This is a genomic window from Promicromonospora sp. MS192 (assembly GCF_049532985.1).
Lineage (GTDB): Bacteria > Actinomycetota > Actinomycetes > Actinomycetales > Cellulomonadaceae > Promicromonospora.
In genome coordinates, this window is sequence record NZ_CP186693.1 from 2,278,467 (window position 1) to 2,300,835 (window position 22,369).

The 22,369-nt window shown below is 71.2% G+C and carries 18 protein-coding genes and 1 other annotated feature; of the genes, 7 read left to right on the forward strand and 11 right to left on the reverse strand.

Annotated features, from left to right (window positions below; translation table 11 throughout):
- Nucleotides 1–154 precede the first annotated feature (154 nt).
- The gene (locus ACO229_RS10230) at nucleotides 155–1,114 is read left to right on the forward strand and encodes an SDR family NAD(P)-dependent oxidoreductase (RefSeq protein ID WP_423464814.1); all 960 of its coding nucleotides are present in this window, start codon (nucleotides 155–157) and stop codon (nucleotides 1,112–1,114) included.
- Here the strand turns inward: ACO229_RS10230 and ACO229_RS10235 are convergent.
- The 3 genes from ACO229_RS10235 to ACO229_RS10245 form a co-directional block, all read right to left on the reverse strand.
- Nucleotides 1,080–2,323 (reverse strand): IS3 family transposase gene (locus ACO229_RS10235; protein WP_423464815.1). Its coding sequence is split into 2 segments (ribosomal slippage): nucleotides 1,080–2,035 and nucleotides 2,035–2,323, totalling 1,245 coding nucleotides; the frame shifts between segments, so codons are not numbered across the junction. The two genes, ACO229_RS10230 and ACO229_RS10235, sit on opposite strands and share 35 nt — an antisense overlap.
- Nucleotides 1,923–2,036 (reverse strand) — a sequence feature (AL1L pseudoknot). Its footprint overlaps the gene before it by 114 nt.
- Nucleotides 2,324–2,459: 136 nt before the next feature.
- The gene (locus ACO229_RS10240) at nucleotides 2,460–3,296 is read right to left on the reverse strand and encodes a helix-turn-helix transcriptional regulator (RefSeq protein WP_423464816.1); all 837 of its coding nucleotides are present in this window, start codon (nucleotides 3,294–3,296) and stop codon (nucleotides 2,460–2,462) included.
- Nucleotides 3,297–3,336: 40 nt separating this feature from the next.
- The gene (locus ACO229_RS10245; protein ID WP_423464818.1) at nucleotides 3,337–3,888 is read right to left on the reverse strand and encodes a TetR/AcrR family transcriptional regulator; all 552 of its coding nucleotides are present in this window, start codon (nucleotides 3,886–3,888) and stop codon (nucleotides 3,337–3,339) included.
- A gap of 517 nt (nucleotides 3,889–4,405) precedes the next feature.
- On the opposite strand from ACO229_RS10245, the gene ACO229_RS10250 reads away from it, so the two are divergent.
- The 6 genes from ACO229_RS10250 to ACO229_RS10275 all read left to right on the forward strand — a co-directional run bounded on the left by ACO229_RS10250 (nucleotide 4,406) and on the right by ACO229_RS10275 (nucleotide 10,960).
- The gene (locus tag ACO229_RS10250; RefSeq protein ID WP_423464820.1) at nucleotides 4,406–5,428 is read left to right on the forward strand and encodes an aldo/keto reductase; all 1,023 of its coding nucleotides are present in this window, start codon (nucleotides 4,406–4,408) and stop codon (nucleotides 5,426–5,428) included.
- 37 nt (nucleotides 5,429–5,465) lie between these two features.
- Nucleotides 5,466–6,026, forward strand: a complete 561-nt coding sequence (locus tag ACO229_RS10255) for a 2Fe-2S iron-sulfur cluster-binding protein (protein ID WP_423464821.1) — start codon at nucleotides 5,466–5,468, stop codon at nucleotides 6,024–6,026.
- Nucleotides 6,023–7,006: an FAD binding domain-containing protein gene (locus ACO229_RS10260; protein WP_423464823.1), complete on the forward strand. Its 984-nt coding sequence runs from the start codon at nucleotides 6,023–6,025 to the stop codon at nucleotides 7,004–7,006. The genes ACO229_RS10255 and ACO229_RS10260 overlap by 4 nt, the downstream gene beginning before the upstream one ends.
- Complete coding sequence (locus ACO229_RS10265; RefSeq protein ID WP_423464824.1) at nucleotides 7,003–9,438, forward strand: xanthine dehydrogenase family protein molybdopterin-binding subunit; 2,436 nt, start codon at nucleotides 7,003–7,005, stop codon at nucleotides 9,436–9,438. Before ACO229_RS10260 ends, ACO229_RS10265 begins: the two co-directional genes overlap by 4 nt.
- A gap of 128 nt (nucleotides 9,439–9,566) precedes the next feature.
- Nucleotides 9,567–10,229: a TetR/AcrR family transcriptional regulator gene (locus tag ACO229_RS10270; protein WP_423464825.1), complete on the forward strand. Its 663-nt coding sequence runs from the start codon at nucleotides 9,567–9,569 to the stop codon at nucleotides 10,227–10,229.
- Nucleotides 10,230–10,474: 245 nt separating this feature from the next.
- Nucleotides 10,475–10,960 (forward strand): HIT family protein, encoded by a 486-nt coding sequence (locus tag ACO229_RS10275; protein WP_423464826.1) that lies wholly within the window; start codon nucleotides 10,475–10,477, stop codon nucleotides 10,958–10,960.
- Here ACO229_RS10275 and ACO229_RS10280 read toward each other — a convergent pair.
- The 8 genes from ACO229_RS10280 to ACO229_RS10315 all read right to left on the reverse strand — a co-directional run bounded on the left by ACO229_RS10280 (nucleotide 10,890) and on the right by ACO229_RS10315 (nucleotide 22,318).
- A complete protein-coding gene (locus ACO229_RS10280) occupies nucleotides 10,890–14,549 on the reverse strand; it encodes an error-prone DNA polymerase (protein WP_423464827.1) in 3,660 nt (1,219 codons plus the stop codon). The genes ACO229_RS10275 and ACO229_RS10280 overlap by 71 nt on opposite strands.
- Nucleotides 14,542–16,197 (reverse strand): DNA polymerase Y family protein, encoded by a 1,656-nt coding sequence (locus tag ACO229_RS10285; RefSeq protein ID WP_423464828.1) that lies wholly within the window; start codon nucleotides 16,195–16,197, stop codon nucleotides 14,542–14,544. The genes ACO229_RS10280 and ACO229_RS10285 overlap by 8 nt, the downstream gene beginning before the upstream one ends.
- Nucleotides 16,194–17,246, reverse strand: coding sequence for a hypothetical protein (locus ACO229_RS10290; RefSeq protein WP_423464829.1), 1,053 nt, complete (start codon nucleotides 17,244–17,246; stop codon nucleotides 16,194–16,196). The genes ACO229_RS10285 and ACO229_RS10290 overlap by 4 nt, the downstream gene beginning before the upstream one ends.
- Before the next feature lie 216 nt (nucleotides 17,247–17,462).
- Nucleotides 17,463–17,975, reverse strand: a complete 513-nt coding sequence (locus tag ACO229_RS10295; RefSeq protein ID WP_423464830.1) for a MaoC family dehydratase — start codon at nucleotides 17,973–17,975, stop codon at nucleotides 17,463–17,465.
- Nucleotides 17,972–18,721, reverse strand: a complete 750-nt coding sequence (fabG, locus tag ACO229_RS10300) for a 3-oxoacyl-ACP reductase FabG (protein WP_423464831.1) — start codon at nucleotides 18,719–18,721, stop codon at nucleotides 17,972–17,974. Before fabG ends, ACO229_RS10295 begins: the two co-directional genes overlap by 4 nt.
- Before the next feature lie 58 nt (nucleotides 18,722–18,779).
- Nucleotides 18,780–19,877, reverse strand: a complete 1,098-nt coding sequence (locus tag ACO229_RS10305) for an alcohol dehydrogenase catalytic domain-containing protein (RefSeq protein ID WP_423464833.1) — start codon at nucleotides 19,875–19,877, stop codon at nucleotides 18,780–18,782.
- On the reverse strand, nucleotides 19,877–21,100 hold the full coding sequence (locus tag ACO229_RS10310; protein ID WP_423464834.1) for an acetyl-CoA C-acetyltransferase: 1,224 nt from the start codon (nucleotides 21,098–21,100) through the stop codon (nucleotides 19,877–19,879). The genes ACO229_RS10305 and ACO229_RS10310 overlap by 1 nt, the downstream gene beginning before the upstream one ends.
- Before the next feature lie 18 nt (nucleotides 21,101–21,118).
- A complete protein-coding gene (locus tag ACO229_RS10315) occupies nucleotides 21,119–22,318 on the reverse strand; it encodes an acyl-CoA dehydrogenase family protein (RefSeq protein ID WP_423464835.1) in 1,200 nt (399 codons plus the stop codon).
- Between the last annotated feature and the right edge of the window lie 51 nt (nucleotides 22,319–22,369).

Genomic DNA, 22,369 nt, shown 5'->3' on the forward strand with positions numbered 1-22,369 from the left:
GACGCTGCCCTCCTTCAGGAGCGCACCTCGCGCAAGTCAGCGTGATGGGCTAGACAGCACGGCATGGACTGCCTGTCACCCTGGACAGAAATGGATGAGTCATCCGGTACGCTACCGTGCAGCAAGTGGATACCTCATCCGATTGGAGTCGAGTATGCCGTGGGACCCGAACGCACTGCCGAACCAGAGAGGTCGTGTTGTCGCGGTGACTGGTGCGACGGCGGGAATCGGATACTTTGCTGCCGAGCAACTGGCCACCGCTGGCGCGCATGTCGTTCTCCTGGGCAGGTCGCCGGCTAAGCTCGCAGCCGCGGAACGCGCCATCAGGGCGCATGCCCCGGGCGCTTCGACGGGCTCGATAGTCCTGGACCTCGCTGAGCTTGAGTCGGTTGACGCTGCAGCGCGACGGCTTTCCGAGTTGCCCGCGCTGCACGGCGCCTTCTTGAACGGTGGCCCGGACCCGACTGTGCACGGGCTCTCCCCTGACGGTTTACCGATCCAGCTCGCAACACATGCAGTCGGCAATGTCGCCCTAGCCCACCGCGTCCTGCCCATCCTGTCTCACCATGCACGCGACGAGAGCACCCGGGCTCGCCTTGTGTACGCGTCTACCGGCTTCACCCAGCAGATCTCGATGTCGCTGGAGGATCTCTTGGCTGTACCTCGGCTGCCCTTCGGTGCGTACATCAAGGCCAGGGCCGCGCTTGAGGTCCATGCGTACGCCCTTGACCGCACGCTCCGTAGCGAGGGCGTCCCGGTCGATGCACTTGTCGCGATCCCTGGGGTTGCCTCTGACGCGAAGACGCCGGAGCGAGCCGGTGTCCGTGACGCCTCTACGCCTTTCGTACGTCACCCGCTGGCTCCGTGGACGCGGGGAAAGGACGTGGGCGCCTGGGCCGCGGTGCGTGCTTTGACGGACCCGTCCGCTCGGGGGGGTGAATGTTACGGGCCTACCGGCCCCTTCCACGGTGAACCAGTCCGGATTAGTCGCCCAGCCTGGACCGCTCAGCCTCCCGAGGCGACTGTTTCGAAGGTCACCACCTTGCTTGAGCGGCTGGCTGGACTGTCTCGCCCCGGGTTTAGTGGAGGCTCGGAACTGACGCTCCGACGGTAGTCGGCGCGGGGTTGTGACGGTAGTACGCCTCTTCGAACTCGGTCGGTGGGACCAGGCCGATCTCGCCGTGCAGGCGATGGTGGTTGAACCAGTCGATGTACTCGGCGATAGCGAGCTCGTGGTCGTCGATGTTCTTCCACGGTCCCTTGTTGCGCACCAGCTCGGCCTTGAACAAGGAGTTGAACGACTCGGCCAGGGCGTTGTCGTAGGAGTCGCCGGTCGAGCCGACCGAGGCGACCGTGCCGGCCTCGGCCAACCGCTGGGTATAGCGAACAGCGACGTATTGCACGCCTTTGTCGCTGTGATGGGTCAGCCCGGTCACGTCCTGACCGGACCGGGTGCGGTTCCACAGGCCCATCTCCAGGGCGTCCAACGCGAGGTCGGTGCGCAGCGACGTGGAGACCTGCCAGCCGACGACCCGGCGGGAGAACACGTCGATCACGAACGAGGCATACGCCCAGCCGGAGAACGTGCGGCAGTAGGTGATGTCCGCGACCCACAACCGGTTCGGGCCGGTGGCTGTGAAGTCGCGCTCGACCAGGTCCGGGCGGGTCTCCGGACCGGCGGGGGCCACCGTGGTGCGAGGCCCTTTGGCCCGGGTGATGCCCCGCAACCCCGCGGATCGCATCAGTCGTTCGACGGTGCAGCGCGCGATCTGGTGCCCTTGCCGGCGCAGCTCGGCGTGCATCTTGCGGGCGCCGTAGACACCGTAGTTGGCTCGGTGGACCTGCTCGATCACCTCGGTCCTGGCCGCGTCGGCGACCGACCGCGCCGAGGGCGGGCGGGACGTGGCCGCGTAGTACGTCGACGGGGCGACCTGCAACACCGCGCAGATCGGCTCGACCCCGAACTGGTGCCGGTGGGCCTGGATGTAGTCGACGGTCACCTTTGTGGGCGGTCGAGCTCCGCCGCGAAGAAAGCCGACGCACTACGCAAGATCGCGTTCGCCCGCCGCAGCTCGCGCACCTCGCGTTCCAGGTCCGCCAACCGCTGGGCATCGTCGGTGCTCGTTCCCGGACGGTCACCGGCATCAATCTCAGCCTGGGCGACCCAGTTGCGCAGCGTCTCCGGGTGGATCCCGAGCTGCTCACCCACCCGCCGCAACGCGCCGGGCTTGGTGGCTGGGTCCTTACGCAGGTCCACCGCCATCCGGATCGCTCGCTCCCGAAGCTCCTCGGGGTACTTCCTCGGTGCAGCCACAACTCTCATCCTTCCCTGGAATGAGAGCCTCCATCAGACCCGGGGCGAGACAGATTCTCGGCCCGATGTGCTCGCCCCACCGTGCAAGGCCCCGGGTTTGCGGTCATGAGGTCCGGGGAGGTTTCACACTCAGCCCACCTCGACCTCAGCGACGGCCCGTAGGAGCGATAGCGATGAGCCGCTGCAGCTTCTGGTGGCTCTCGCTACCCGGCACCGCTGTGTAGACGGACAGCCGGTGGGACCGCTCAGGGTCCATCAGAGACTGATAGTGCAGTTCCAGTGTGCCGACCTCAGGATGCACGAAGCGCTTGACGAGCGGAGGGACGGCCACCTCGTGCTTCTCCCATACCTGCCTGAACTCCTCGCTCTGGGCCAGGAGCAGATCCACGAAATGTGCTGCTCGCGAGCCGGGTCCTCGCAGCGCGGCGACCTGGCGCAGACCTGCAGCAAACACGCGCGTAAGAAGCGGGTGATCCTCCGCCGCATAGAGATGCCGCGTTGCCGGATCCGTAAACCACCGGTACCCGATGCTACGGGCCGGGCCGCGGAAAGAAGTGCGGTCACCGGTCAGCGCAACGCCCAATGGGTTCTGGTGAAGCGTCTCACCCAGCTCGGTGCTGATCTCGGCAGGCGTGAGGTCCATGCGGCCCAGGACGTGCAGCAGACCAGGACTGACATGTGGACCGACTGGCCCACGCGGAGGTGGATTGAAACCGGCCAGCCGGAACAGGTGGTCACGCTCATCGAGGGAGAGATGAAGGCCTTGCGCGATGGAAGCGATCAATTGCTCGGACGGCCGCGGCCCTCGCTGGCGTTCGAGCTTCGTGTAGTAGTCGGTCGACATGTTGTACAGCAGAGCCGCCTCCTCCCGCCGCAGCCCGCTGGTTCTGCGTCGTGAACCTCGTGGCAAGCCGAGGTCCTCTGGCTGGAGTGCTGCCCGTCGTCGTCGAAGAAAATCGGCCAGCCCAGCCCGGTCGATCATCGTCGTGCCCCCCGTCGTGACTGTGGTGTCATTGAGCGCTCTAGGCGGAACCTTGTGATGGGCGGATGCCAGCCACGAGTACGTCGCGCAGTGCGCCGTGGTCGTCGAGGGGCGCGGCCCGTAGTGCGTGCTCGAGCCCGCACATCAGGTACTGCAGCCGTTCGGCAGTGATGTCGGCACGGAGTACGCCAGCCTTGTGCGCCCGGCTGATCACGGTCTGGGTCGAGGCCGCGATGCTCTCCTTCACAGACCGCACCTCGGGTGCGTCGTCGTGATGAGACAGCAGGACCTCCTGGAGGCCGCGGTCTTCCAAGAGGAGGACAAGTCCGGTGTCGACGAGATCCATGACCCCTTCCCACGGATCGTCTCGCGCGGCACCCGTCTCGCATGCAGCTAGCAAGCGCTCGAGCGTGTCTTGGGTCAGCGCCTCGATCAGGGAGTGGGTCGTCGGAAAATGACGGTACACGGTGCCGACGCCGACGCCTGCCTCCTTCGCCAGCTCGTTGTGCCGGAGCGCTCCCTGGTCGTGGCGTCGCGCCGCGTCGAGTATTCGCTTCCGGCTGCGCAAAGCGTCGGATCGAAGGGGCTGCATGGTGGCATCTTATCGAAGTGGATGGGCCATCCGGTAGCAAGGTGCCCGCCCTGGACCCCCCGCTCGCCCAACGGAACTGCCGAACACCGGTGCGCCCAGTGCGGCGCGACGACCACGATGCGGTCGTCGCAGTGGCGCCGCCAGGGCCCGCAACGTTGACCGGGAGGTCGAATTCTCGCGCGCTGTGGTCCAACCGCCGGCACCGTCAGGCTTCGGCGAGCAGGCCGACATCCGCTGCGCGTGACCTCGCAGGTGAGCATCGCTGCCGTCGGGCACCATCCGAGGCACCCCCACTCCCTGGCCGACACGCGCTCACCTCCCGGTCTCACCTCGCAGCGACACTTTCGAGAGCCGCGCTTTCGTGACGAACAGGCACACGACCCATCCGACAGGAAGCCGCACCCGCTCAGCCGGGGGTGGAACAGGGTCCCGTGAGCCATTGACAGACGGAACGCCGTTCCGTACCGTGCTGAACGGTGTTCCACTGAACACCGTTCCGCTAGTGGGGAGTGCACTCATGCAGTACCGAAACCTGGGCCGCACCGGCATCAAGGTCAGCCCCTACGCCCTTGGGGCGATGATGTTCGCCACGCAGATGGGCAACGACCCGGACGACTCGATCAGGATCATCCACAAGGCGCTGGACGCGGGCATCAACCTCGTCGACACCGCCGACGCCTACGGTGACTCGGAGGAGATCGTCGGCCGCGCGCTCAAGGGGCGTCGCGACGGCGTTGTCCTGACCACGAAGTTCAGCCGCCCGGTCGGGGCCGACCCGAACCAGCAGGGCGCCTCTCGCCGTTGGATCATGCGAGCGGTCGAGGACTCCCTGCGCCGCCTGCAGACCGACCACATCGACGTCTACCAGCTCCACCGGCCCGATCCCGACACCGACATCGAGGAGACGCTCTCCGCGTTGACTGACCTGGTCCGGGCGGGCAAGATCCGCGCGTTCGGCACCTCGACGATGCCCGTGTCGGACCTCGTGGAGGCGCACTGGGTGGCCCAGCGCAACGGCCTGGAGCGGTTTCGCACCGAGCAGCCGCCGTACTCGATCCTGAACCGGGGCATCGAGCGCGAGGTCCTGCCCGTCGCGCAGCGGTACGGCATGGGCATCCTCACCTGGGGACCGCTCGGTCAGGGCATGCTCACCGGACGGGTCCGACAGAACCAGAACACAGATGTGCTGCGGGCCAAGTTCATGCCCAAGGCGTTCGGAGACCAGCAGCGCCTGGACGCGGTGGAGAAGCTGATCCCCCTTGCTCAGGAGGCAGGCGTATCGATGCCCCACCTCGCGATGGCGTTCGTGATCTCCCACCCGGGCGTCACCAGCGCTCTGCTCGGCGCCCGCACCATGACCCAGCTCGACAGCCTCCTCGAGGGCACGGACGTCGTCCTGTCCGACGACGTCCTGGATCGGATCGACGAGATCGTTCCGCCCGGGACCGACGTCGGCACCCTCGACCAGGCCTACGTTCCTCCGGCGATCGAGCGGACCGAGCTGCGCCGCCGCCCGCTCGTCGAACGCTCCGTCGCCTGAGGCCGGTCCAGTGGACTCCACCGATTCGAGGACGAGAATGACCACACCGAACGGAGCCATACGGGTCAATGGCGTTGCCGTGCCTCCGCCTGAGGACCCGCGCGTCTCCCTGCTCGACCTCCTGCGCGAGACGCTAGGCCTTCACGGCACCAAGAAGGGCTGCAACCAGGGCGGCTGCGGTGCCTGCACGCTTCTGGTCGATGGCGAGCGCATCGTGTCATGCCTCGCTCTGGCCGTTCAGTACGTGGGTCGTGAGGTGACCACGATCGAGGCCCTGGCCGAGCAGGAGCGGCTGCACCCGTTGCAGCAGGCGTTCATCGATCACGACGGCTTCCAGTGTGGGTACTGCACTCCGGGCCAGATTTGTTCCGCACTCGGCATGGCCAGGGAGGTCGAGCGTGGTGTGCCGAGCCACGTGACCGACAACCTGTCGGCCAGGCAGATCAGGCTCACCGGCGAGGAGCTGCGTGAGCGGATGAGCGGGAACCTGTGCCGGTGCGGGGCGCACAACGGGATCGTCTCGGCGATCGACCAGACCTACCGGTCCGGCGAGCTCACCCGCCACGACAACACCGGAGCGCGGAGGGCAAGGCGATGACTCCGTTCTCCTACACCCGTGCGGGCGACGTGCTGGAGGCCGTTCGCGCGGGCGCGATGCCGGGCGCGAAGTACGTGGGTGGCGGAACGAACCTGGTCGACCTGATGCGGGAGGACGTGGAGAAGCCGGCGGCACTGGTCGATGTGACCGGGCTGTCCTCGACCATCGAGCGGACCCGAGGAGGGCTGCTGGTCGGGGCCGCGGTGCGCAACACTGCGCTGGCCGAGCATCGGGTAGTTCGTACCCAGTTCCCGGTGCTGACCCGCGCGGTGGTCGCAGGTGCATCAGGTCAGATCCGGAACATGGCCACCGTCGGTGGCAACCTTCTGCAACGCACCCGGTGCGCGTACTTCTACGACACCGAAGGCTCGCCGTGCAACAAACGTGACCCCGGCTCAGGCTGTGGCGCGCTGGCGGGGTTCAACCGTACGCATGCGATCCTGGGTGCTTCCTCCGCATGCGTCGCGACGCATCCATCCGACATGGCCGTGGCTCTGGCCGCGCTCGACGCGGATGTACACCTGCAGGGCGCCGACGGCGCCCGCATCGTGCCGCTGACCGAGCTGCACCGACTGCCCGGCGAGCACCCCGAGCTCGAGACGGTGCTGCGTCCGGGGGAGCTGATCACGGCAGTCGAGATACCTGCCCTGTCCTGGGCGCGTCGCTCGACCTACCGCAAGGTGCGGGACCGCGCCAGCTATGCCTTCGCGCTGGTCTCGGTCGCGGCCGCGCTGGACGTCCGCCGCGGCGTGGTTCGAGGCGTGCGGATCGCGTTGGGGGGCGTGGCGCACAAGCCATGGCGTGCCCGGCAGGCCGAGGCCGAACTGATCGGCGGCCCGGCGACCACGCAGGCGTTTCGGGCCGCGGCGCAGGCCGAGCTGGCCGCCGCGACGCCGTTGCACGACAACGAGTTCAAGATCGAGCTCACCAGGCGCACGATCACCTCGGTGCTCAACGAGCTGGCAGGAGCAGCACGATGACCAACGACCCGATGCCTGAGGCGACGGACGATACCGCACCCGAGGCGCTGGACCGGTCCCAGGAATGGGCATCGCCGCGTCGAGGAGGCCCGGCTCTGACCCGCCGCAAGGTGCTTGGTCTCGCCGGCATGGCAGGCACGAGTGCACTGGTCGTGGCCGCCTCGGGCCCGCCCGGCAGCGCGTCCCCGAGCATGAGGCTCGGCGCCGGCCGGGGGCGGGAGGGTGGCCAGGGCTGGATCGGCAAGCCGCTGCCCCGGGTCGATGGACCATTGAAGGTGCGGGGCGCAGCCCCCTACGCAGCCGAGTTCACGTACGAGGGCATGGTGTACGCCGCGCTGGTGTTCAGCACGATCGCCAAAGGCCGGATCGCCGAGCTCGACACCGGTGCGACGGAGGCGGCGCCGGGCGTCGTCTTCGTGCTGAGCCACCTGAACGCACCCCGGATGGGACCGATGGTGGCGTTCGGCGATCACGAGAAGGCAGCCGGCAACGACAGGCGGCCGACCATGCAGGACGACCGGGTCCGCTGGAACGGACAGCCCGTCGCGGTAGTTCTCGCCGACACCCAGGAAGAGGCCGATCACGCCGCCTCGTTGGTCCGGGTCGTCTACGAAGCAGAGCCTGCGACCACCTCGTTCGCGCAGGCCGTGGCAAACGGGACAGAGACCGCGGTCCTGGGCGACTGGCCGGTGCACGTCGAGATCGGCGACGCGGAGGCGGCACTGTCAGCCGCCCAGGCCTCGGTGGACGCCATCTACCGCTCACCCCACCAGAACCACAACGCCATCGAGCCGCACGCCGTCACGGCCGTGTGGGACGGTGACGAGCTCGAGATGTACGACTCCACGCAGTCGGTCGTACACAATGCGTGGACCCTCGCCCAGATGTTCGGCATCGAGGAGGAACAGGTCCACGTCGTCTCGCCCTTCGTCGGTGGCAGCTTCGGTGGCAAGTTCATGGGACTGCCCGAGGTGCTCGCGGCGGCAGCAGCCAGGGCGGTCGGTCGGCCCGTGCGCATGGCACTCTCCCGCGAGGCGGTGTACAGGTTGGTCGGTGGTCGCGCCCTGACCGAGCAGAGGGTTGCCATCGGCGCCGACCGGAACGGCCGCATCGACGCGCTCATCCACACCGGGACATCGACCCACACCCCGCACAACCCGCACCCGGAGGCCTTCGTCTTCCCGACCCTGACCTCGTACGCGACCCGCACCCTGAAGATCGACCTCCAGTGGGCGTACCTGGACATGGTCTCCAACCACTCCATGCGCGCCCCCGGAGAAGCAGTCGGCAGCTTCGCCCTCGAGAGCGCTATCGACGAGCTGGCGCACGAACTGAAGATCGACCCGATCGAGCTGCGCATCCGCAACGAGCCCGCGGTCGACCCGCTCGACGGCCGGCCGTTCTCCTCCCGGAACATCGTCCAGGCCTGGCACGCCGGCGCCGAACGCTTCGGCTGGGCCAGGCGCAACCCGACCCCCCGCGCGGTCCGACACGGGGACTGGCTCGTCGGCATGGGGTGCGGAACTGCCACGCACCACTACAGCCGAGAACCCACCGGTCGGGCACGGTTCACGCTGACCAGAGAGGCAACCCTCGCGGTCGACGTCGCCGCGCACGACGCGGGTATGGGCACCGCCACCGCAGTGACCCTGGTCGTCGCCGAGCTCCTGGCGCTCCGTCCCGACCGGGTCGAGGTCCGGATCGGGGACTCGACGATGCCCGGCGTGATAGCCGGAAACGGGTCCCAGCAGATCGCGACGGTGACCGGGACCGTGGTGGCGGGCAAGGCCGCCGTGGTCGCCGAGCTGCTCAGGCTCGTCCGTCCCGGATCACCGCTCGCGGGTCTCACCTCGGAGCAGGTCACGCCACATGAAGCGGGCCTGTCTGCGACCGAGGACCGTGCACGTTACGAGAGCTACGCCTCGATCCTGGGGCATGCGGGGCTCAGTGAGGTCACTGTTGATGCGAGCGGCGGTGAGCCGGTGGAGCTGGCCCGGTACTCGATGGCTTCCTACGGGGCCATGTTCGCCGAGGTCCGGGTCAATGCCGTCACCGGCGAGCCACGGGTTACCCGCCTGCTCGGTTCCATGGACTGTGGACGCGTCATGAACGCCAGGACGGCCGCGAGCCAGTTCCGCGGCGGCATGGTCATGGCCATGGGCCTCGCCCTGAACGAGGCCACCCACTACGACGAGCGCAACGGCCGCATCATGAACCCCAGCCTCTCCGAATACCACATACCCGTGCACCTGGACGTGCCGGAGATCGACGTGATCTGGACCGGTGTCCCCGATCCGCACACGCCGATGGGCGGCCGCGGGATCGGCGAGCTCGGTGTGAACGGTACGGGCGCCGCCATCGCGAACGCCATCTTCAACGCGACCGGCACGCGGGTCCACGACCTGCCCATCACCCTGGACAAACTCATGTGACGACGAGCGAGCGCCGTGACCGGGCCCGCGACAGCGCCCGGATCCGGTCGGTGCGCCCGATCTCCTCGTAGCCATCCGGGCAGGCGCCGACCAGCAGCAGGAAGATCACGGGGCATCGATCACACGAGGTGGACCAAGGAGACCCGTGGCTACTAGATTCGAGCACGGAACGCCGTTCAGCCATTGACCAGCCATTGAAGGGAGAAGCCGTGACCGGTCCGAGCGAGGCACCGCCTTCCCGCCGTCAGCAAGACATGCAGCGGAACATCGATGCCCTGCTGCGGGCGGCTGCCGAGCTCTTCGCGTCCGACGGCGTCGACACTCCTGCCCGCCGGATCATCGCCAGGGCCGGGGTCGGGGCGGGAACCCTCTATCGCCACTTCCCGGAGCGGTCAGACCTGATCACAGCCGTCTTCCGGCACGAGGTCGACGCCTGCGCGGCGGACGCCTCGATCCTCGCCGATCGGCTCGATCCGGTCGAAGCGCTCACCCAGTGGCTGCAGCAGGTGGCACGGTTCGTCGCGGACAAACGCGAGCTCAAGCCTGCCATGCACTCCGGTGAAGCCACATATCGGGCTCTGCCGGCGTACTTCATGGAGAGGTTCGTCCCCGTGCTCGCTCAGCTCCTGGACAACGCCGCGGCAGCAGGGCAGATCACCACGCAGATCGGCCCGGAGGACCTCTTGCGCGCCGTGAGCAGCATCGTCGCCCAGGGCGATGACGACTTCACCACCCGCATCGTCGCCCTCCTGGTGGACGGTCTGCGCTACAACGGCGCCCCTGCCGTCTGACATCCGACCCGCTTTCTCGGGACACTCCACCTGGGCAAACCACGCCGGCCGAAGGCAGCTGCTAGGACCTGCGTGAAGCACCGTCATGCAAGACCTTACGCTCGACCCCAGCGGCCGAACGAGGACCTCGCGCGACCCGCAACTCGATGATACGGACCCGCGCCGCCGAGCCAGGGTCTCCTCATCCCAGGCTGTATCGTTCCTGGTCCATGACAAGGGCAGTTGCGCTGGATAGCGCCAGGCCCATGCCTGAAACAGCTGACTGCATCTTCTGCCAGATCGTCGCTGGGACCACACCGAGTGCCATCGTGCACGAGGACGAACGGACGCTGGCATTCTTGGACGTATTCCCGGCCACTGCCGGACATCTCCTCGTGATCCCGAAAGCCCATGCAACCGACCTCCTCGATGTGGTGGCGGAGGATCTGACCGCCGCAGCGATGACCGCCCAGCGCACGGCCCGCCGTGTGATCGAAGTCCTCGGTGCCGACGGCGTGAATCTCGTCCAGGCCACCCACCCCGTCGCCGGGCAGACTGCCTTCCACGTCCATCTGCACGTCCTTCCGCGCTACGTGGGGGACGCGGTCCGGCCGATGTGGGCTCCCACGCCCGGCGACCCGGACGAACTCCGAGTCCTCAGCGTACGAGTTGGGTCCACACCTACCGAAAGTCCCGCGACCGCCCCGGAACCGCCATCGTCAGCGGCGCAAGATGCTCCGCCAGGAGGTTGACGGCGCGGCCACCCTCCGGCAGCGGGGCGCCGTCGTCCTCCGGGTCCTGCGCCTCGATCCGCCCCCTGATCACCATGGCCTGCGCCGACCGCGCCACCCTCCGGAACCGCTGCCACAGCCCGACGGTGCAGATCACGTTGAGCAGCCCCGTCTCGTCCTCCAGGGACAGGAACGTCACTCCCCCGGCCGTGCCCGGCCGCTGCCGGTGCGTCACCACCCCGCCGACGGCGACCCGGCGACCCGACTCGGTCGCGAGCGCCTGCGCCACGGTGAGCACGCCCGCGGCCTCCAGTCCCGGGCGTACGTGCTGCGTGGGGTAGGAGTCGGGGGTGACGCCGGTGGCCCAGGCGTCGGCCTGCGCCAGCTCGACCTCGCTCATCCCGGGCAGGGTCGGGGCGTCGACGCCGACGCTGACGCCGGGCAGCGTCGTCGGCCCCTCCTGGCCCAGCGCGCCCGCGGCCCACAGGCCCGCCCGGCGGTCGACGCCGAGCGCCTCCAGCGCCCCGGCCGTGGCGAGCGCCTCGAGCTGCGCCGTGGACAGCTCGACCCGCCGCACCAGGTCCCGGAGCGAGGCGAACGGCCGCTCGGCGCGCTCCGCGACGATCTCCTCCGCCTTGTCCTTGCCGATGCCGCGAATCGACTCCAGGCCCATGCGGACGGCGAGCGCCGGGTCGGCCTCGACGAGCCGGGCGACGGAGGGGACGAGCCCGGCCTCCGGTCCGCCGTCATCGCTGGACGGGGTGGCGCCCACGCCGTTGCCGGGCTGCACCCGCTCCACGCTCGCCAGCACCCGGGACGCCGTCACCGACGGCCGCAGCACACGTACCCCGTGCCGACGCGCGTCGGCGGCCAGGGACTGCGGTGAGTAGAACCCCATGGGCTGGGCCGCGAGCAGTCCCGCGTAGAACGCGGCCGGGTGGTGCACCTTGAGCCACGAGCTGGCATACACGAGGTAGGCGAAGGAGTAGGCGTGCGACTCGGGGAAGCCGAAGTCGGCGAAGGCCTTGAGCTTGTCGAAGATCTCGTCCTGCACATCGAGCGGGATCTTGTTCTTGGTCATCCCCGCGTAGAAACGTCGGCGCAGCGCCTCCATGCGTTCCGCTGACCGTTTCGACCCCATGGCGCGCCGTAGCTGGTCGGACTCCTTCGGCGTGAACCCGGCGACGTCGATCGCCATCTGCATGAGCTGTTCCTGGAACAGCGGCACGCCCTTGGTGCGCGACAGGGAGTTCTCCAGCAACGAGTGCAGGTACTCCACCTTCTGGCGGCCGCGCGCCCGCTCGATGTAGGGGTGCACCGACCCACCCTGGATGGGCCCGGGCCGGATGAGCGCGACCTCCACGACGATGTCGTAGAACTTCCGCGGTCTCAGACGCGGCAACGTCGCCATCTGGGCGCGCGACTCCACCTGGAACACTCCCACCGTGTCGGCGGCGCACAGCAGGTCGTAGACGCGCTTGTCGTCCTGCGGCAGCTCGTGCAGCGTGAGCACCTTCCCGGTGTGCTCCTCGACGAACTCGAACGCGTACCGGATCGCGGTCAGCATCCCTAGGCCCAGCAGGTCGAACTTCACCAGCCCCGCGTCGGCGCAGTCCTCCTTGTCCCACTGGAGCACCGTGCGCCCCTCCATCCGAGCCCATTCCACGGGGACCACCTCGATCACGGGGCGGTCGCACATGACCATGCCGCCCGAGTGGATGCCCAGGTGCCGGGGCAGGCGCAGCATCCGGTCGGCCAGGTCGAGCACGTCGTCGGGGATCTCCCCCTCCTCGGCGGCCGACGGCGGCGTGCGGAACGGGACGACGTCGTGGGTGTCGTCGGCGCGGGTCGGGTTCGGGCGGGGGTCCCCCGGGGCGCGAGCCTCCTCGGCGAGCACGTCGACGAAGACGCCGGGAGCGCCCGCGTTCGTCCGCCCCGGACCGGGCCGGCCGCCGTCCCTGTGCCCGGCGTGCGGGCGCGGTTCCCGCGGGCCCCACAGCGCCTCGACGCGGGCGTCCTTGGCGGCCGTCTTATTCTGCGGCACAGCCGACGCCGCGGTCCTCCCGGCGCCGGCCTCACCAGCCTCACCAGCCTCACCAGGCATCGTGCTGCCCGACGGCGCCGGGGTCGCCTGAGGCTTCAGCGACCCCCAGCGCTCGATCGACTTGGACCACGCGTCCTGCTGCCCGATGTCGTAGCCGAGCGCACGGGCGGCGTCGCGCACCGCGGACCGCGGGCGGTAGGAAATGACGTTCGCGACCTGCGCCGCATGCCTGCGCCCGAACTTCTCGTAGACATACTGGATCACCTCCTCGCGGCGCACCGACTCGATGTCGATGTCGATGTCCGGCGGGCCGTCCCGCTCCGGCGCGAGGAACCGTTCGAACAGCAGGCCATGCTTGACGGCGTCCACGGCGGTGATACCCAGGGCGTAGCAGACGGCCGAGTTCGCGGCGCTGCCCCGCCCCTGGGCGAGGATCCCCTGTCGCCGGCAGAAGTCCACGAGGTCGTAGACCACGAGGAAATACCCCGGGAACTCCAGGTCGGTGATGACCTGCAGCTCGTGGTCGATCTTCTCCCACGCCGCCTTGTTGTTCTCGCGCGGGCCGTACCAGCGCTTCGCGCCACGGTAGGTGAGCTCGCGCAGCCAGGTTGCCTCCGTGTACCCCTCGGGGACTGGGTAGGGCGGCAGTTCCGGCCTGATGAGTTCCAGGTCGAACGCGCACTCCGCCCCGAGCGCAGCCGCCGTCGCCACGGCCTGCGGGTAGCGGCGGTGCAGGCGGGCCATCTCCGCGCCGCTGCGCAGGTGGGCGGTGGGGGCTCCGGGCAGCCAGCCGTCTAGGTCGTCCAGGCTCGACCGCGCCCGGACGGCGGCAAGCGCCCCGGCCAGGTCGGCGTCCCGGGGGCGCGCGTAGTGCGCGGCGGTCGTGGCGACCAGCGGCAGGCGGGCGTCGGCGGCCAGCAGGGCGAGCGCGTCGTGCAGGTCGGCGTCGCGCGGGTCGCCGGTGGCGGTGATCTCGACGGCGACGTTGTCCCGCCCGAAGGTGTCAGTCAGCAGGTCCAGCTCCTGCCGCGCGGCGGCGAGCCGGTCGGTGCGGTTCTGGCTGACGTCGGCGCCCGGTGCGCCGGCCAGCAGCGCCCGGCGCACCGCCCCCTTGCGGCACCCGGTGAGCACCAGCCACTCGCCGGCGGCCGCCTCCCCCAAGCCTTCCGTCGTGTACATCGCCGCACCCTTGACCCCCGCATCCAGGTGCGCGGTGGCGATCGCGCTGGACAGGTTGCGGTACCCCTGCGGGCTGCGGGCGAGCACGAGCAGGTGCGTGGCGCGCGGGTCGGGGACCCCGGTGGGCGGGTCGAGCACGGGGGCGCCGCCGGAACCCGCCGGGACCGGCAGGTGCAGCTCCGCCCCGAACACCGTCCTGAGCCCCACCTTCTTCGCAGCCTCCGAGAACCGCACCACCCCGTACAGCCCGTCGTGGTCGGTGACCGCGAGCGCCTCCAGCCCGAGGCGCGCGCCCTCCGCGGCGAGCTCCTCGGGGTGGGAGGCGCCGTCGAGAAAGCTGAACGCGGAGTGCGCGTGCAGCTCGGCGTACGGCACGCCCTCAGTCATAGAGCGCCTCCAGCGACCATTCCCCCGCCGACGACGACAGCAGCAGGCCCACGTCCCCGGGCAGATCGGTCGTCACCTGCAGGAACACGCGGCGTCTGCCCCGGGGCGTCCACCACCGCTCGGCGACGGGCCACGGCCCGGCCCAGTCGACGACCACGACGTCGAGGCCGCTTCCCGCCTCGCCTGCCACCCCGCCGGCGACACCGTCCCCGGGCACGACGACGCGCGCCGGGTCCCCGCTGACCGCCAGCCGCACGTCGACCACCACCGGCCGCCCCTCGGCGTCGAGCACCCGTGCGGGGACGGGTTCGGGCAGCACCACGGACGGCGCCGGCGGCGGCAGGGCCCCGGGCCACGGCCGGTCGGGCGCGCGCTCGGGCGGCACGTGCTCGCCGTGGGGCACGAGCTGGACACGGTCGCGCGGGTCGCGCCCGCCCTGGAGCCGCACGGTGAGCACGGCATCGCCGCCGAGCAGGGCCTGGACGCGCTCGACGGCGCGGCGGGCGCGCAGGTCCTCGCCCGCGCCTGGTCCCCACAGGCGCGGCTGCAGCGCCCCGGCGGGGGTCACCTCCTCGGCGGCCAGGCTCAGGCCCGCGATCGGGGCGGGCGCCTCGCCCTGCCGCAGGGACGACGCCGTGAGCCAGCCCTCGAGCTGCCACCGCACCCGGTCGGTGATCCGGGCGGCCGACAGCCCGCCGAGCGTGTCGTCGGCGCGCCACAGCCGTTCCAGGGTGCGGGCCTCGCCCGTGACCGGGTCGACGGCGCGCGCCGTGATCCGCAGCCGGCCGCACGCCAGGCCGCGCCGGTGCAGGTCGTCGTGCAGGCGCTCGGCCAGGCGGCGGGCGGCGAACGTCGCGACGTCGACCCGGTGCGCCGGCGGGTCCAGCTCCTCGGTGACGGTGAGGTCCTCGACGAGCCGGCGCCGGGCGGGCGGGCGCACGTCCTGCCCGCGGGCGAGCCGCTGCGCCCAGACGCCGAGGTCGCCGAACCGGGCGGCGACGGCGGCGTCCGGCAGGGCGGCGAGGGCGGCGAGCGTCCGCACGCCGAGCCGGCGCCACAGGTCGACCAGCTCCGTGAGGGCACGGTCGGCGGGCCGGGCGTGCACGAGCGTCGCGGCGGGCCGGGGCGCGAGGTAGTCCCGCGACTCCCCCGGCGGCACGACGGCGTCGTCCCGGGCCGCCAGCACCGCGGCCAGGAAGCCGTCGGCCACCCCGACCTGGCACTCGTGGCCGGTGCGGACGGCGACCTGCTCGGTCAGCTCGCGCGCCAGGTCGTGCTCCGAACCGTGGTACCGGGCCGCGCCGCCCGACGGCAGCAGGAGCAGCCCCGGGCGGGCGATCTCCAGCCCGGAGACCACGGTCTCCGCAGCCACGGCGACGGGTTCGAACTCGCGGGCGTCGCGGGCGTCGTCCGCGACCCAGAGCTGCAGGTCGGGGCAGCGCCCCTGGGCCTCGCGCCGGCGCATGCCGCGGCGCACCCCGGCGCTGCGGGCAGGCGCGGACACCGCGACGATCCGCCCGCCGGGGCCACCCGTGACGGCCGCCGGCGTCTCGGGCCCCAGCCCGGCGACCACCAGGGCCGCGACGACGGGCCAGTCAGGCACCCAGAGGGCCGCCGTGCGGGTGGCGGTCCCGTCACCGGCGGTCATCCCACCAGCTCCAGCGACGGCCGGCCCCCGACACCCTCGTCCCGCGCCCCCACGGGTTCCGTGCCCCCGGCCGCCCGGCAGACCGGGACCTCGACGTCCAGGTGCAGCGGCCGCGCCGCGCTCCCCCGCCCGGTGCGCCGCACCCGGAGGGTCCGCCGCCGCAGCCACCCCACCCCATGATCGATCCCGCCCCATCCCCCGCCGACGACCTCCAGCACCACGTCCGCCCCCACCCACCCTGCGCGTTGAGTGCTGGATCTTCGCCCTGTCGAACCGGTTCGAGAGGGCGAAGATCCAGCACTCAGCGCGGGAGCGGAGGAGAGCAGGACCGTGCCCCGGTCGCGGGCGCGGGCCGCCAGCCGACGGCGGTCCCGGTCCAGCAGGGTCACCTCCGGGCCGACCACCACCACGTCCATGCCGTCGATCAGCGCGGCCAGCACCGCGGGCGCGTCCACGCCCGACCCGGCCGGCAGCGGCACCATCAGGGTGCGCCCCAGGTCGCACCCGGCGTCGGCCGCGGCGGCCATCCCGGCGGCCGGGTACCCCACCAGCACCGTCCACGCCCCGTCGCGGGACGCCTCGGCCAGCAGCGTCAGCAGCAACGACGTCGACCCCCGGACCGCCACGGTGGTACCGGCCCGCAGCCCGCCGTCGGGCAGGAGGTCCGCGAGGTGCGGGTGCACGGGCAGCACGCGCGCCCGCTCGTCCGGATGCCCCACCCGGCCGTGCGACGGTGCGGGCTCGGCAGGGCGCGCCTCGGCAGCCGCGGGTCCCGGCACCGGCACCGGCACCGGCTCGGTGAGGAGCCCGCCCCGTAGCGCCCGGACCTGTCCCCGAGAGGGCCCGTGGGGCGACTGGGACAGCTCGTGGGACGGCTCGTGCGGGCGCTCGGCCGGCGGTGCCTGGCCGGCCCGGGCAGGTGTGGCCTGCCTGCGCACGCCGGTCCGTGCCTCGGCGTGCCGCAGCGCCGCGAGCGCCTGTGCGTGCTTCGTGGCGGCGGCGTCGGTGGCGTCGGGGCTGGTCCTCGAGGAGATGGTTACGACGGTCATGTCCCTCCAGCGATGGTGCCTGCCGGCAGGAGACCGGTGGTGGAGCACTCTACGAACGCATGTTCGATAGAACACCAGTACACAGCGCTCGGTGCGCGCTGTCAAACCATCCAGGCCACAACACTGCGGCGGAGGCATGCCGGGGAGGTCACTGCCCCGGGTGGGTGTTGCTGTGAGTAGACAACGTCTACTCACAGCAACACGGCTCCGCGCCGGTCAGGCCTCCGGCACGTAGAGCGACACCGTGTGCGCGACCAGCGCCGGCTTCTCCGCACCCTCGATCTCCACGGTGACCTTGGAGGCGAGCCGCACGCCGGCGGCCGCCGGCTCGACCGAGAGGATCTCGGTGACGGCCCGCACCCGCGCACCCGAGGGCACCGGGCTGAGGAATCGCAGCCGGTCCATGCCGTAGTTCATCACCATGGCGACGCCACCCACCTGCACGAGCGAGGACGCCAGGCGCGGCAGCAGCGACAGCGTGAGGTACCCGTGCGCGATCGTGGAGCCGAACGGCCCGACTGCGGCCCGCTCGGCGTCGAGGTGGATCCACTGGTGGTCCTCGGTCGCATCGGCGAACGCGGCGATGCGCTCCTGCGTGACCTCGAACCACTCGCCCGTGGCGGTGCGGCCCACGGCGTCCGCGAGCGCGTCCGGCGAGGCGACGACGATGACGCCGCCCGCGCCGGCCTCCGCGCCGCCCGCCACGGCACCGGCCCCGGCCTCGCTCACGCCTTCGGCCCGCCCGCCACGTACAGCACCTGGCCCGAGACGAACCCGGACTGCTCCGCGCAGAAGAACGACACGGCGTTCGCGATGTCCTCCGGCTGGCCCACGCGCCCCACGGGCACGTCCTTCGCGGCCACGCTGAGGTAGTCACCGAGGGACACCCCGATGCGCTCGGCGGTCTCGCGGATCATGTCGGTCTCGATCACGCCGGGCGCCACGGCGTTGGCGGTGACGCCGAACTTGCCGAGCTCGATCGCCAGGGTCTTGGTGAAGCCCTGCATGCCCGCCTTGGCGGCCGAGTAGTTGGCCTGGCCGCGGTTGCCGAGGGCGGAGGTCGAGGACAGGTTCACGATGCGGCCGTACTTCGCCTCCACCATGTGCGCCTGCACGGCCCGGGTCATCAGGAACGCGCCGCGCAGGTGCACGCCGAGCACGGCGTCCCAGTCGCCCACGGACATCTTGAACAGCAGGTTGTCGCGCAGGATCCCGGCGTTGTTCACCAGCACGGTCGGCGCACCCAGCTCGGCGGCGACGCGGGCCACGGCGTCGGCCACCGACTGCTCGTCGGCGACGTCGACGCCGACCGCGAGCGCGCGGCCGCCGTCGGCCACGATGGCCTCCGCGGTGTCCTTGGCCTGGTCCTGAAGGAGGTCCAGGACGGCGACGGCGAAGCCGTCCTGCGCGAGCCGGCGGGCCGTGGCGGCACCGATGCCGCGGGCCGCTCCGGTGACGATGGCGGTACGAGTCATCAGGGGTTTCCTCTCGTTGCGTGAACTTCGGTGGACGTCGTTGTGCGACGCGTCAGGATCAGGACATCACGAGCTGCCGCAGCGCCGCGCCGGAGGCGAGGCGGTCGAGCGCGGCGGGCAGGTCGTCCAGGGTGATGCGGTCGGAGACCAGGCGGTCCAGCGGCAGCCGGCCGGCCCGCCACAGCTCCACGTAGCGCGGGATGTCGCGGCCCGGCACGGCCGAGCCGAGATAGGACCCCACCACGGTGCGGGCCTCGGCGGTCAGGCTGAGCGGCGAGACGCTCGCCCGGGCGTCGGGGTGGGGCAGGCCGACCGTGACGGTGGTGCCACCCGGGGCCGTCAGCGCGTAGGCGGTCTCGAAGGCGCGGGCCGAGCCCGCGGCCTCGATCACGACGGGCGCACGCAGCCCCTGGTCGGCAGCCTCCTGCGGCCCGACGGCGAGGCTCGCGCCGAGCTCGCGCGCCAGGTCGAGCTTGGCGGGCACGGCGTCGACGCCCACGACCTCGTGCCCCAGTGCGACCGCGACCAGGAGCGCCGCCATGCCGACGCCGCCCAGCCCGACGACGGCGACCCGGTCGCCCGGCGCGGGCCGCCCGGCGTTCACGACGGCGCCGCCGCCAGTCAGCACCGCGCAGCCCAGCAGGGCGGCGACGTCGGGCGGGACGTCGTCGTCCACGGGCACCACGGAGGTCTCGGAGACCACGGCGTGCGTCGCGAACGCGCTCACCCCGAGGTGGTGGTGCACCTCCTGGCCATCACGCGTCAGCCGCTGCCCGCCACCCACGAGCGTCCCCGCCGCGTTGGCCGCCGACCCCACGGCACACGGCAGCCGCCCGTCGGTGCCACACTCGGCACACTCCCCGCAGCGCGGCAGGAACGTCATGACCACCCGCTGCCCGACGGCGAGGCGCGCTCCCGGGCCGGTCGCCTCCACGATCCCGGCGGCCTCGTGGCCGAGCAGCATCGGCACGGGCCGGGCGCGGTTGCCGTCCACGACCGACAGGTCGGAGTGGCACAGCCCCGCGGCCTCGATCCGCACCAGCACCTCGCGCTCGCCCGGCGGGTCCAGCTCCAGCGGCCCGACCGTGACCGGCCGGGACTCCGTGTAGGGCGCGGGCGCGCCGCAGCGCTCCAGCACCGCGCCGGTGATCCGCATCAGAGCTTCTCCAGCACCATCGCCATGCCCTGGCCGCCGCCCACGCACATCGTCTCCAGGCCGTACCGGCCCCCGGCGTCCGCGAGCGCGTTGATCAGGGTGGAGGTGATGCGCGCGCCGGTCATGCCGAACGGGTGCCCCACGGCGATGGCGCCGCCGTTGACGTTCAGCCGCTCGGGCTCGACCCCGAGCTCGCGCGCCGAGGGGATGACCTGCGCGGCGAACGCCTCGTTGATCTCCACACGGTCCATGTCGTCGACGGTGAGCCCGGCGCGCCGCAGGGCCTGCCGGCTGGCCTCGACGGGCCCGAGCCCCATGATCTCCGGGGACAGCCCGCTCACGCCGGTGGACACGATGCGGGCCAGCGGGGTCAGGCCGAGCTCGTCCACCACGCGGCCGGAGACGATCACGACCGCGGCGGCGCCGTCGTTCAGGGGGCAGGCGTTGCCCGCGGTGACGGTGCCGTCCGGACGGAACACCGGCTCCAGCGTCGCCAGCGTCTCCACGGTCGTGCCGGGGCGCGGGCCGTCGTCGGCGGCCAGGACCGTGCCGTCGGCCAGGGTGACCGGCGTGATGTCCCGGGCCCAGAAACCGGACGCGATGGCGGCCTGTGCGCGCTGCTGGCTGCGGGCGGCGAACTCGTCCTGCTCGGCGCGCGTCACGTCGCGCAGGGCCGCGACGTTCTCCGCCGTCTGGCCCATGGCGATGTACGCGTCGGGCAGCGCGCCCTCCAGCCGCGGGTCGGTCCACAGGCCGGTACCGGCCCCGGCGCGCTTCTCGGTGCGGGCCAGGGCGTCGGCGAAGACCGGGTTGTGCAGGTCCACGCCCGGGATGTAGTCGCTCGACCCGGTGGCGAACGAGCTCACCGACTCCACGCCCGCCGAGACGAACACGTCGCCCTCCCCCGCCTTGATGGCGTGGAAGGCCATGCGGGTGGTCTGCAGGCTGGAGCTGCAGTACCGCGTCACGGTCGCGCCGGGCACCGTGTCCCAGCCGCACAGCACGGCGACGATGCGGGCCAGGTTCATGCCCTGCGTGCCCCCGGGCAGGCCGCAGCCCAGCAGCAGGTCGTCGATGCGCGCCGGGTCCAGACCCGGCACCTGGTCGACGGCGGCCCGCACCATCTGCGCCGCGAGGTCGTCGGGGCGGACGTCCTTGAGCGACCCCTTGCGGGCGCGCCCGATGGGCGAGCGCGCGGTGGCGACGATGTACGCCTCGGTCATTGCTCCTCCTCGAGCCGGTCAGACGAACGCCGCGTGGCCGGTGATCGCCCGGCCCACGATGAGCTGGTTCATGTCCTTGGTGCCCTCGAACGTGTACACGGCCTCGGCGTCGGCGAAGAACCGGGCCACGCCATGGTCCAGTGTGATCCCGTTGCCGCCGCACGCCTCTCGGCACAGCGCGACGGTCTCGCGCATGCGGGTGGTGACGAACGCCTTGGCCATCGCGGCGTGGGCATCCTTCTGGGTGCCGAGGTCCTGGAGCTGGGCCACGCGCACGCACATGGCGAAGCTCGCCGTGACGTTCGCGTACGCCGTGGCGAGCTTGTCCTGAATGAGCTGGTAGCTCGCGATCGGGTTGCCGAACTGCTCGCGCTGCCTGGTGTAGGCCACGGCCGCCTCGTAGGCGCCGATCATGGTGCCCAGCGCCTGCCAGGACACGCCGTCGCGCGTGATGCGGAGCACCTTGGCGACGTCCCGGAAGCTGTCGATGCCCTGCAGCCGGTCGCCCTCGTCCACGCGGACGTCCTCGAGCACGATGTCGGCGTTCTGCACGATCCGCAGGGACTGCTTGCGCTCGATCTTGGTGGCCGTGAAGCCGGGCGTGCCCTTGCGCACCAGGAAGCCCTTGACCTGGTCGTCGGCGGTGTCCTTGGCCCAGATGACGACGACGTCGGCGAACGTCGCGTTGCCGATCCAGCGCTTGGCGCCGTTGATCACCCAGGTGTCACCCGTGCGGGTGGCCGTGGTGCGCAGCCCCTTGGCGGTGTCGGAGCCGGCCAGGGGCTCGGTGAGCCCGAACGCTCCGATCAGGTCGCCGGCCGCCATGGGCGGCAGCCACTTCCGGCGCTGCTCGGCGCTGCCCCCGACGCCGATCGAGGTCATCGCCAGGCCGCCCGAGACACCGATGAAGGTGCAGAACGAGGAGTCGACGCGCGCCGTCTCCATGCCCACCCAGCCGCGGAACACGGCCGAGGTCTCCTCCCCCTGCGTCTCGGCCCAGCCCGACCCGATGGTGCCGAGCTGCGCGTAGGGCTTGAACAGGTGCACGGGGCACTCGGCGCGCTCCCAGTAGTCGTCCGCGATGGGACGCACCTCGCGCTCCATGAACTCCCGGACGGCCAGGGCCTTCTTCTGCTCGGCCGGGGTGAGCAGGTCCTGGAACGCGTAGAAGTCCGCCTCCAGCAGGGTGCCGCCGGGCGGTTCGGGTGAGAGCGTCATCGGTCCTCCGATCGTCGTCGATCTGCATGTCCAGTATGCATCATCTGCGAA

Bases quoted from the DNA above. Each gene is read 5' to 3' on its own strand.
- ACO229_RS10230 (WP_423464814.1), top strand. From the start codon at position 155: ATGCCGTGGGACCCGAACGCACTGCCGAACCAGAGAGGTCGTGTTGTC.
- ACO229_RS10240 (WP_423464816.1), bottom strand. From the start codon at position 3,296: ATGATCGACCGGGCTGGGCTGGCCGATTTTCTTCGACGACGACGGGCA.
- ACO229_RS10245 (WP_423464818.1), bottom strand. From the start codon at position 3,888: ATGCAGCCCCTTCGATCCGACGCTTTGCGCAGCCGGAAGCGAATACTC.
- ACO229_RS10250 (WP_423464820.1), top strand. From the start codon at position 4,406: ATGCAGTACCGAAACCTGGGCCGCACCGGCATCAAGGTCAGCCCCTAC.
- ACO229_RS10255 (WP_423464821.1), top strand. From the start codon at position 5,466: ATGACCACACCGAACGGAGCCATACGGGTCAATGGCGTTGCCGTGCCT.
- ACO229_RS10260 (WP_423464823.1), top strand. From the start codon at position 6,023: ATGACTCCGTTCTCCTACACCCGTGCGGGCGACGTGCTGGAGGCCGTT.
- ACO229_RS10265 (WP_423464824.1), top strand. From the start codon at position 7,003: ATGACCAACGACCCGATGCCTGAGGCGACGGACGATACCGCACCCGAG.
- ACO229_RS10275 (WP_423464826.1), top strand. From the start codon at position 10,475: ATGCCTGAAACAGCTGACTGCATCTTCTGCCAGATCGTCGCTGGGACC.
- ACO229_RS10280 (WP_423464827.1), bottom strand. From the start codon at position 14,549: ATGACTGAGGGCGTGCCGTACGCCGAGCTGCACGCGCACTCCGCGTTC.
- ACO229_RS10285 (WP_423464828.1), bottom strand. From the start codon at position 16,197: ATGACCGCCGGTGACGGGACCGCCACCCGCACGGCGGCCCTCTGGGTG.
- ACO229_RS10290 (WP_423464829.1), bottom strand. From the start codon at position 17,246: ATGACCGTCGTAACCATCTCCTCGAGGACCAGCCCCGACGCCACCGAC.
- fabG (WP_423464831.1), bottom strand. From the start codon at position 18,721: ATGACTCGTACCGCCATCGTCACCGGAGCGGCCCGCGGCATCGGTGCC.
- ACO229_RS10305 (WP_423464833.1), bottom strand. From the start codon at position 19,877: ATGCGGATCACCGGCGCGGTGCTGGAGCGCTGCGGCGCGCCCGCGCCC.
- ACO229_RS10310 (WP_423464834.1), bottom strand. From the start codon at position 21,100: ATGACCGAGGCGTACATCGTCGCCACCGCGCGCTCGCCCATCGGGCGC.
- ACO229_RS10315 (WP_423464835.1), bottom strand. From the start codon at position 22,318: ATGACGCTCTCACCCGAACCGCCCGGCGGCACCCTGCTGGAGGCGGAC.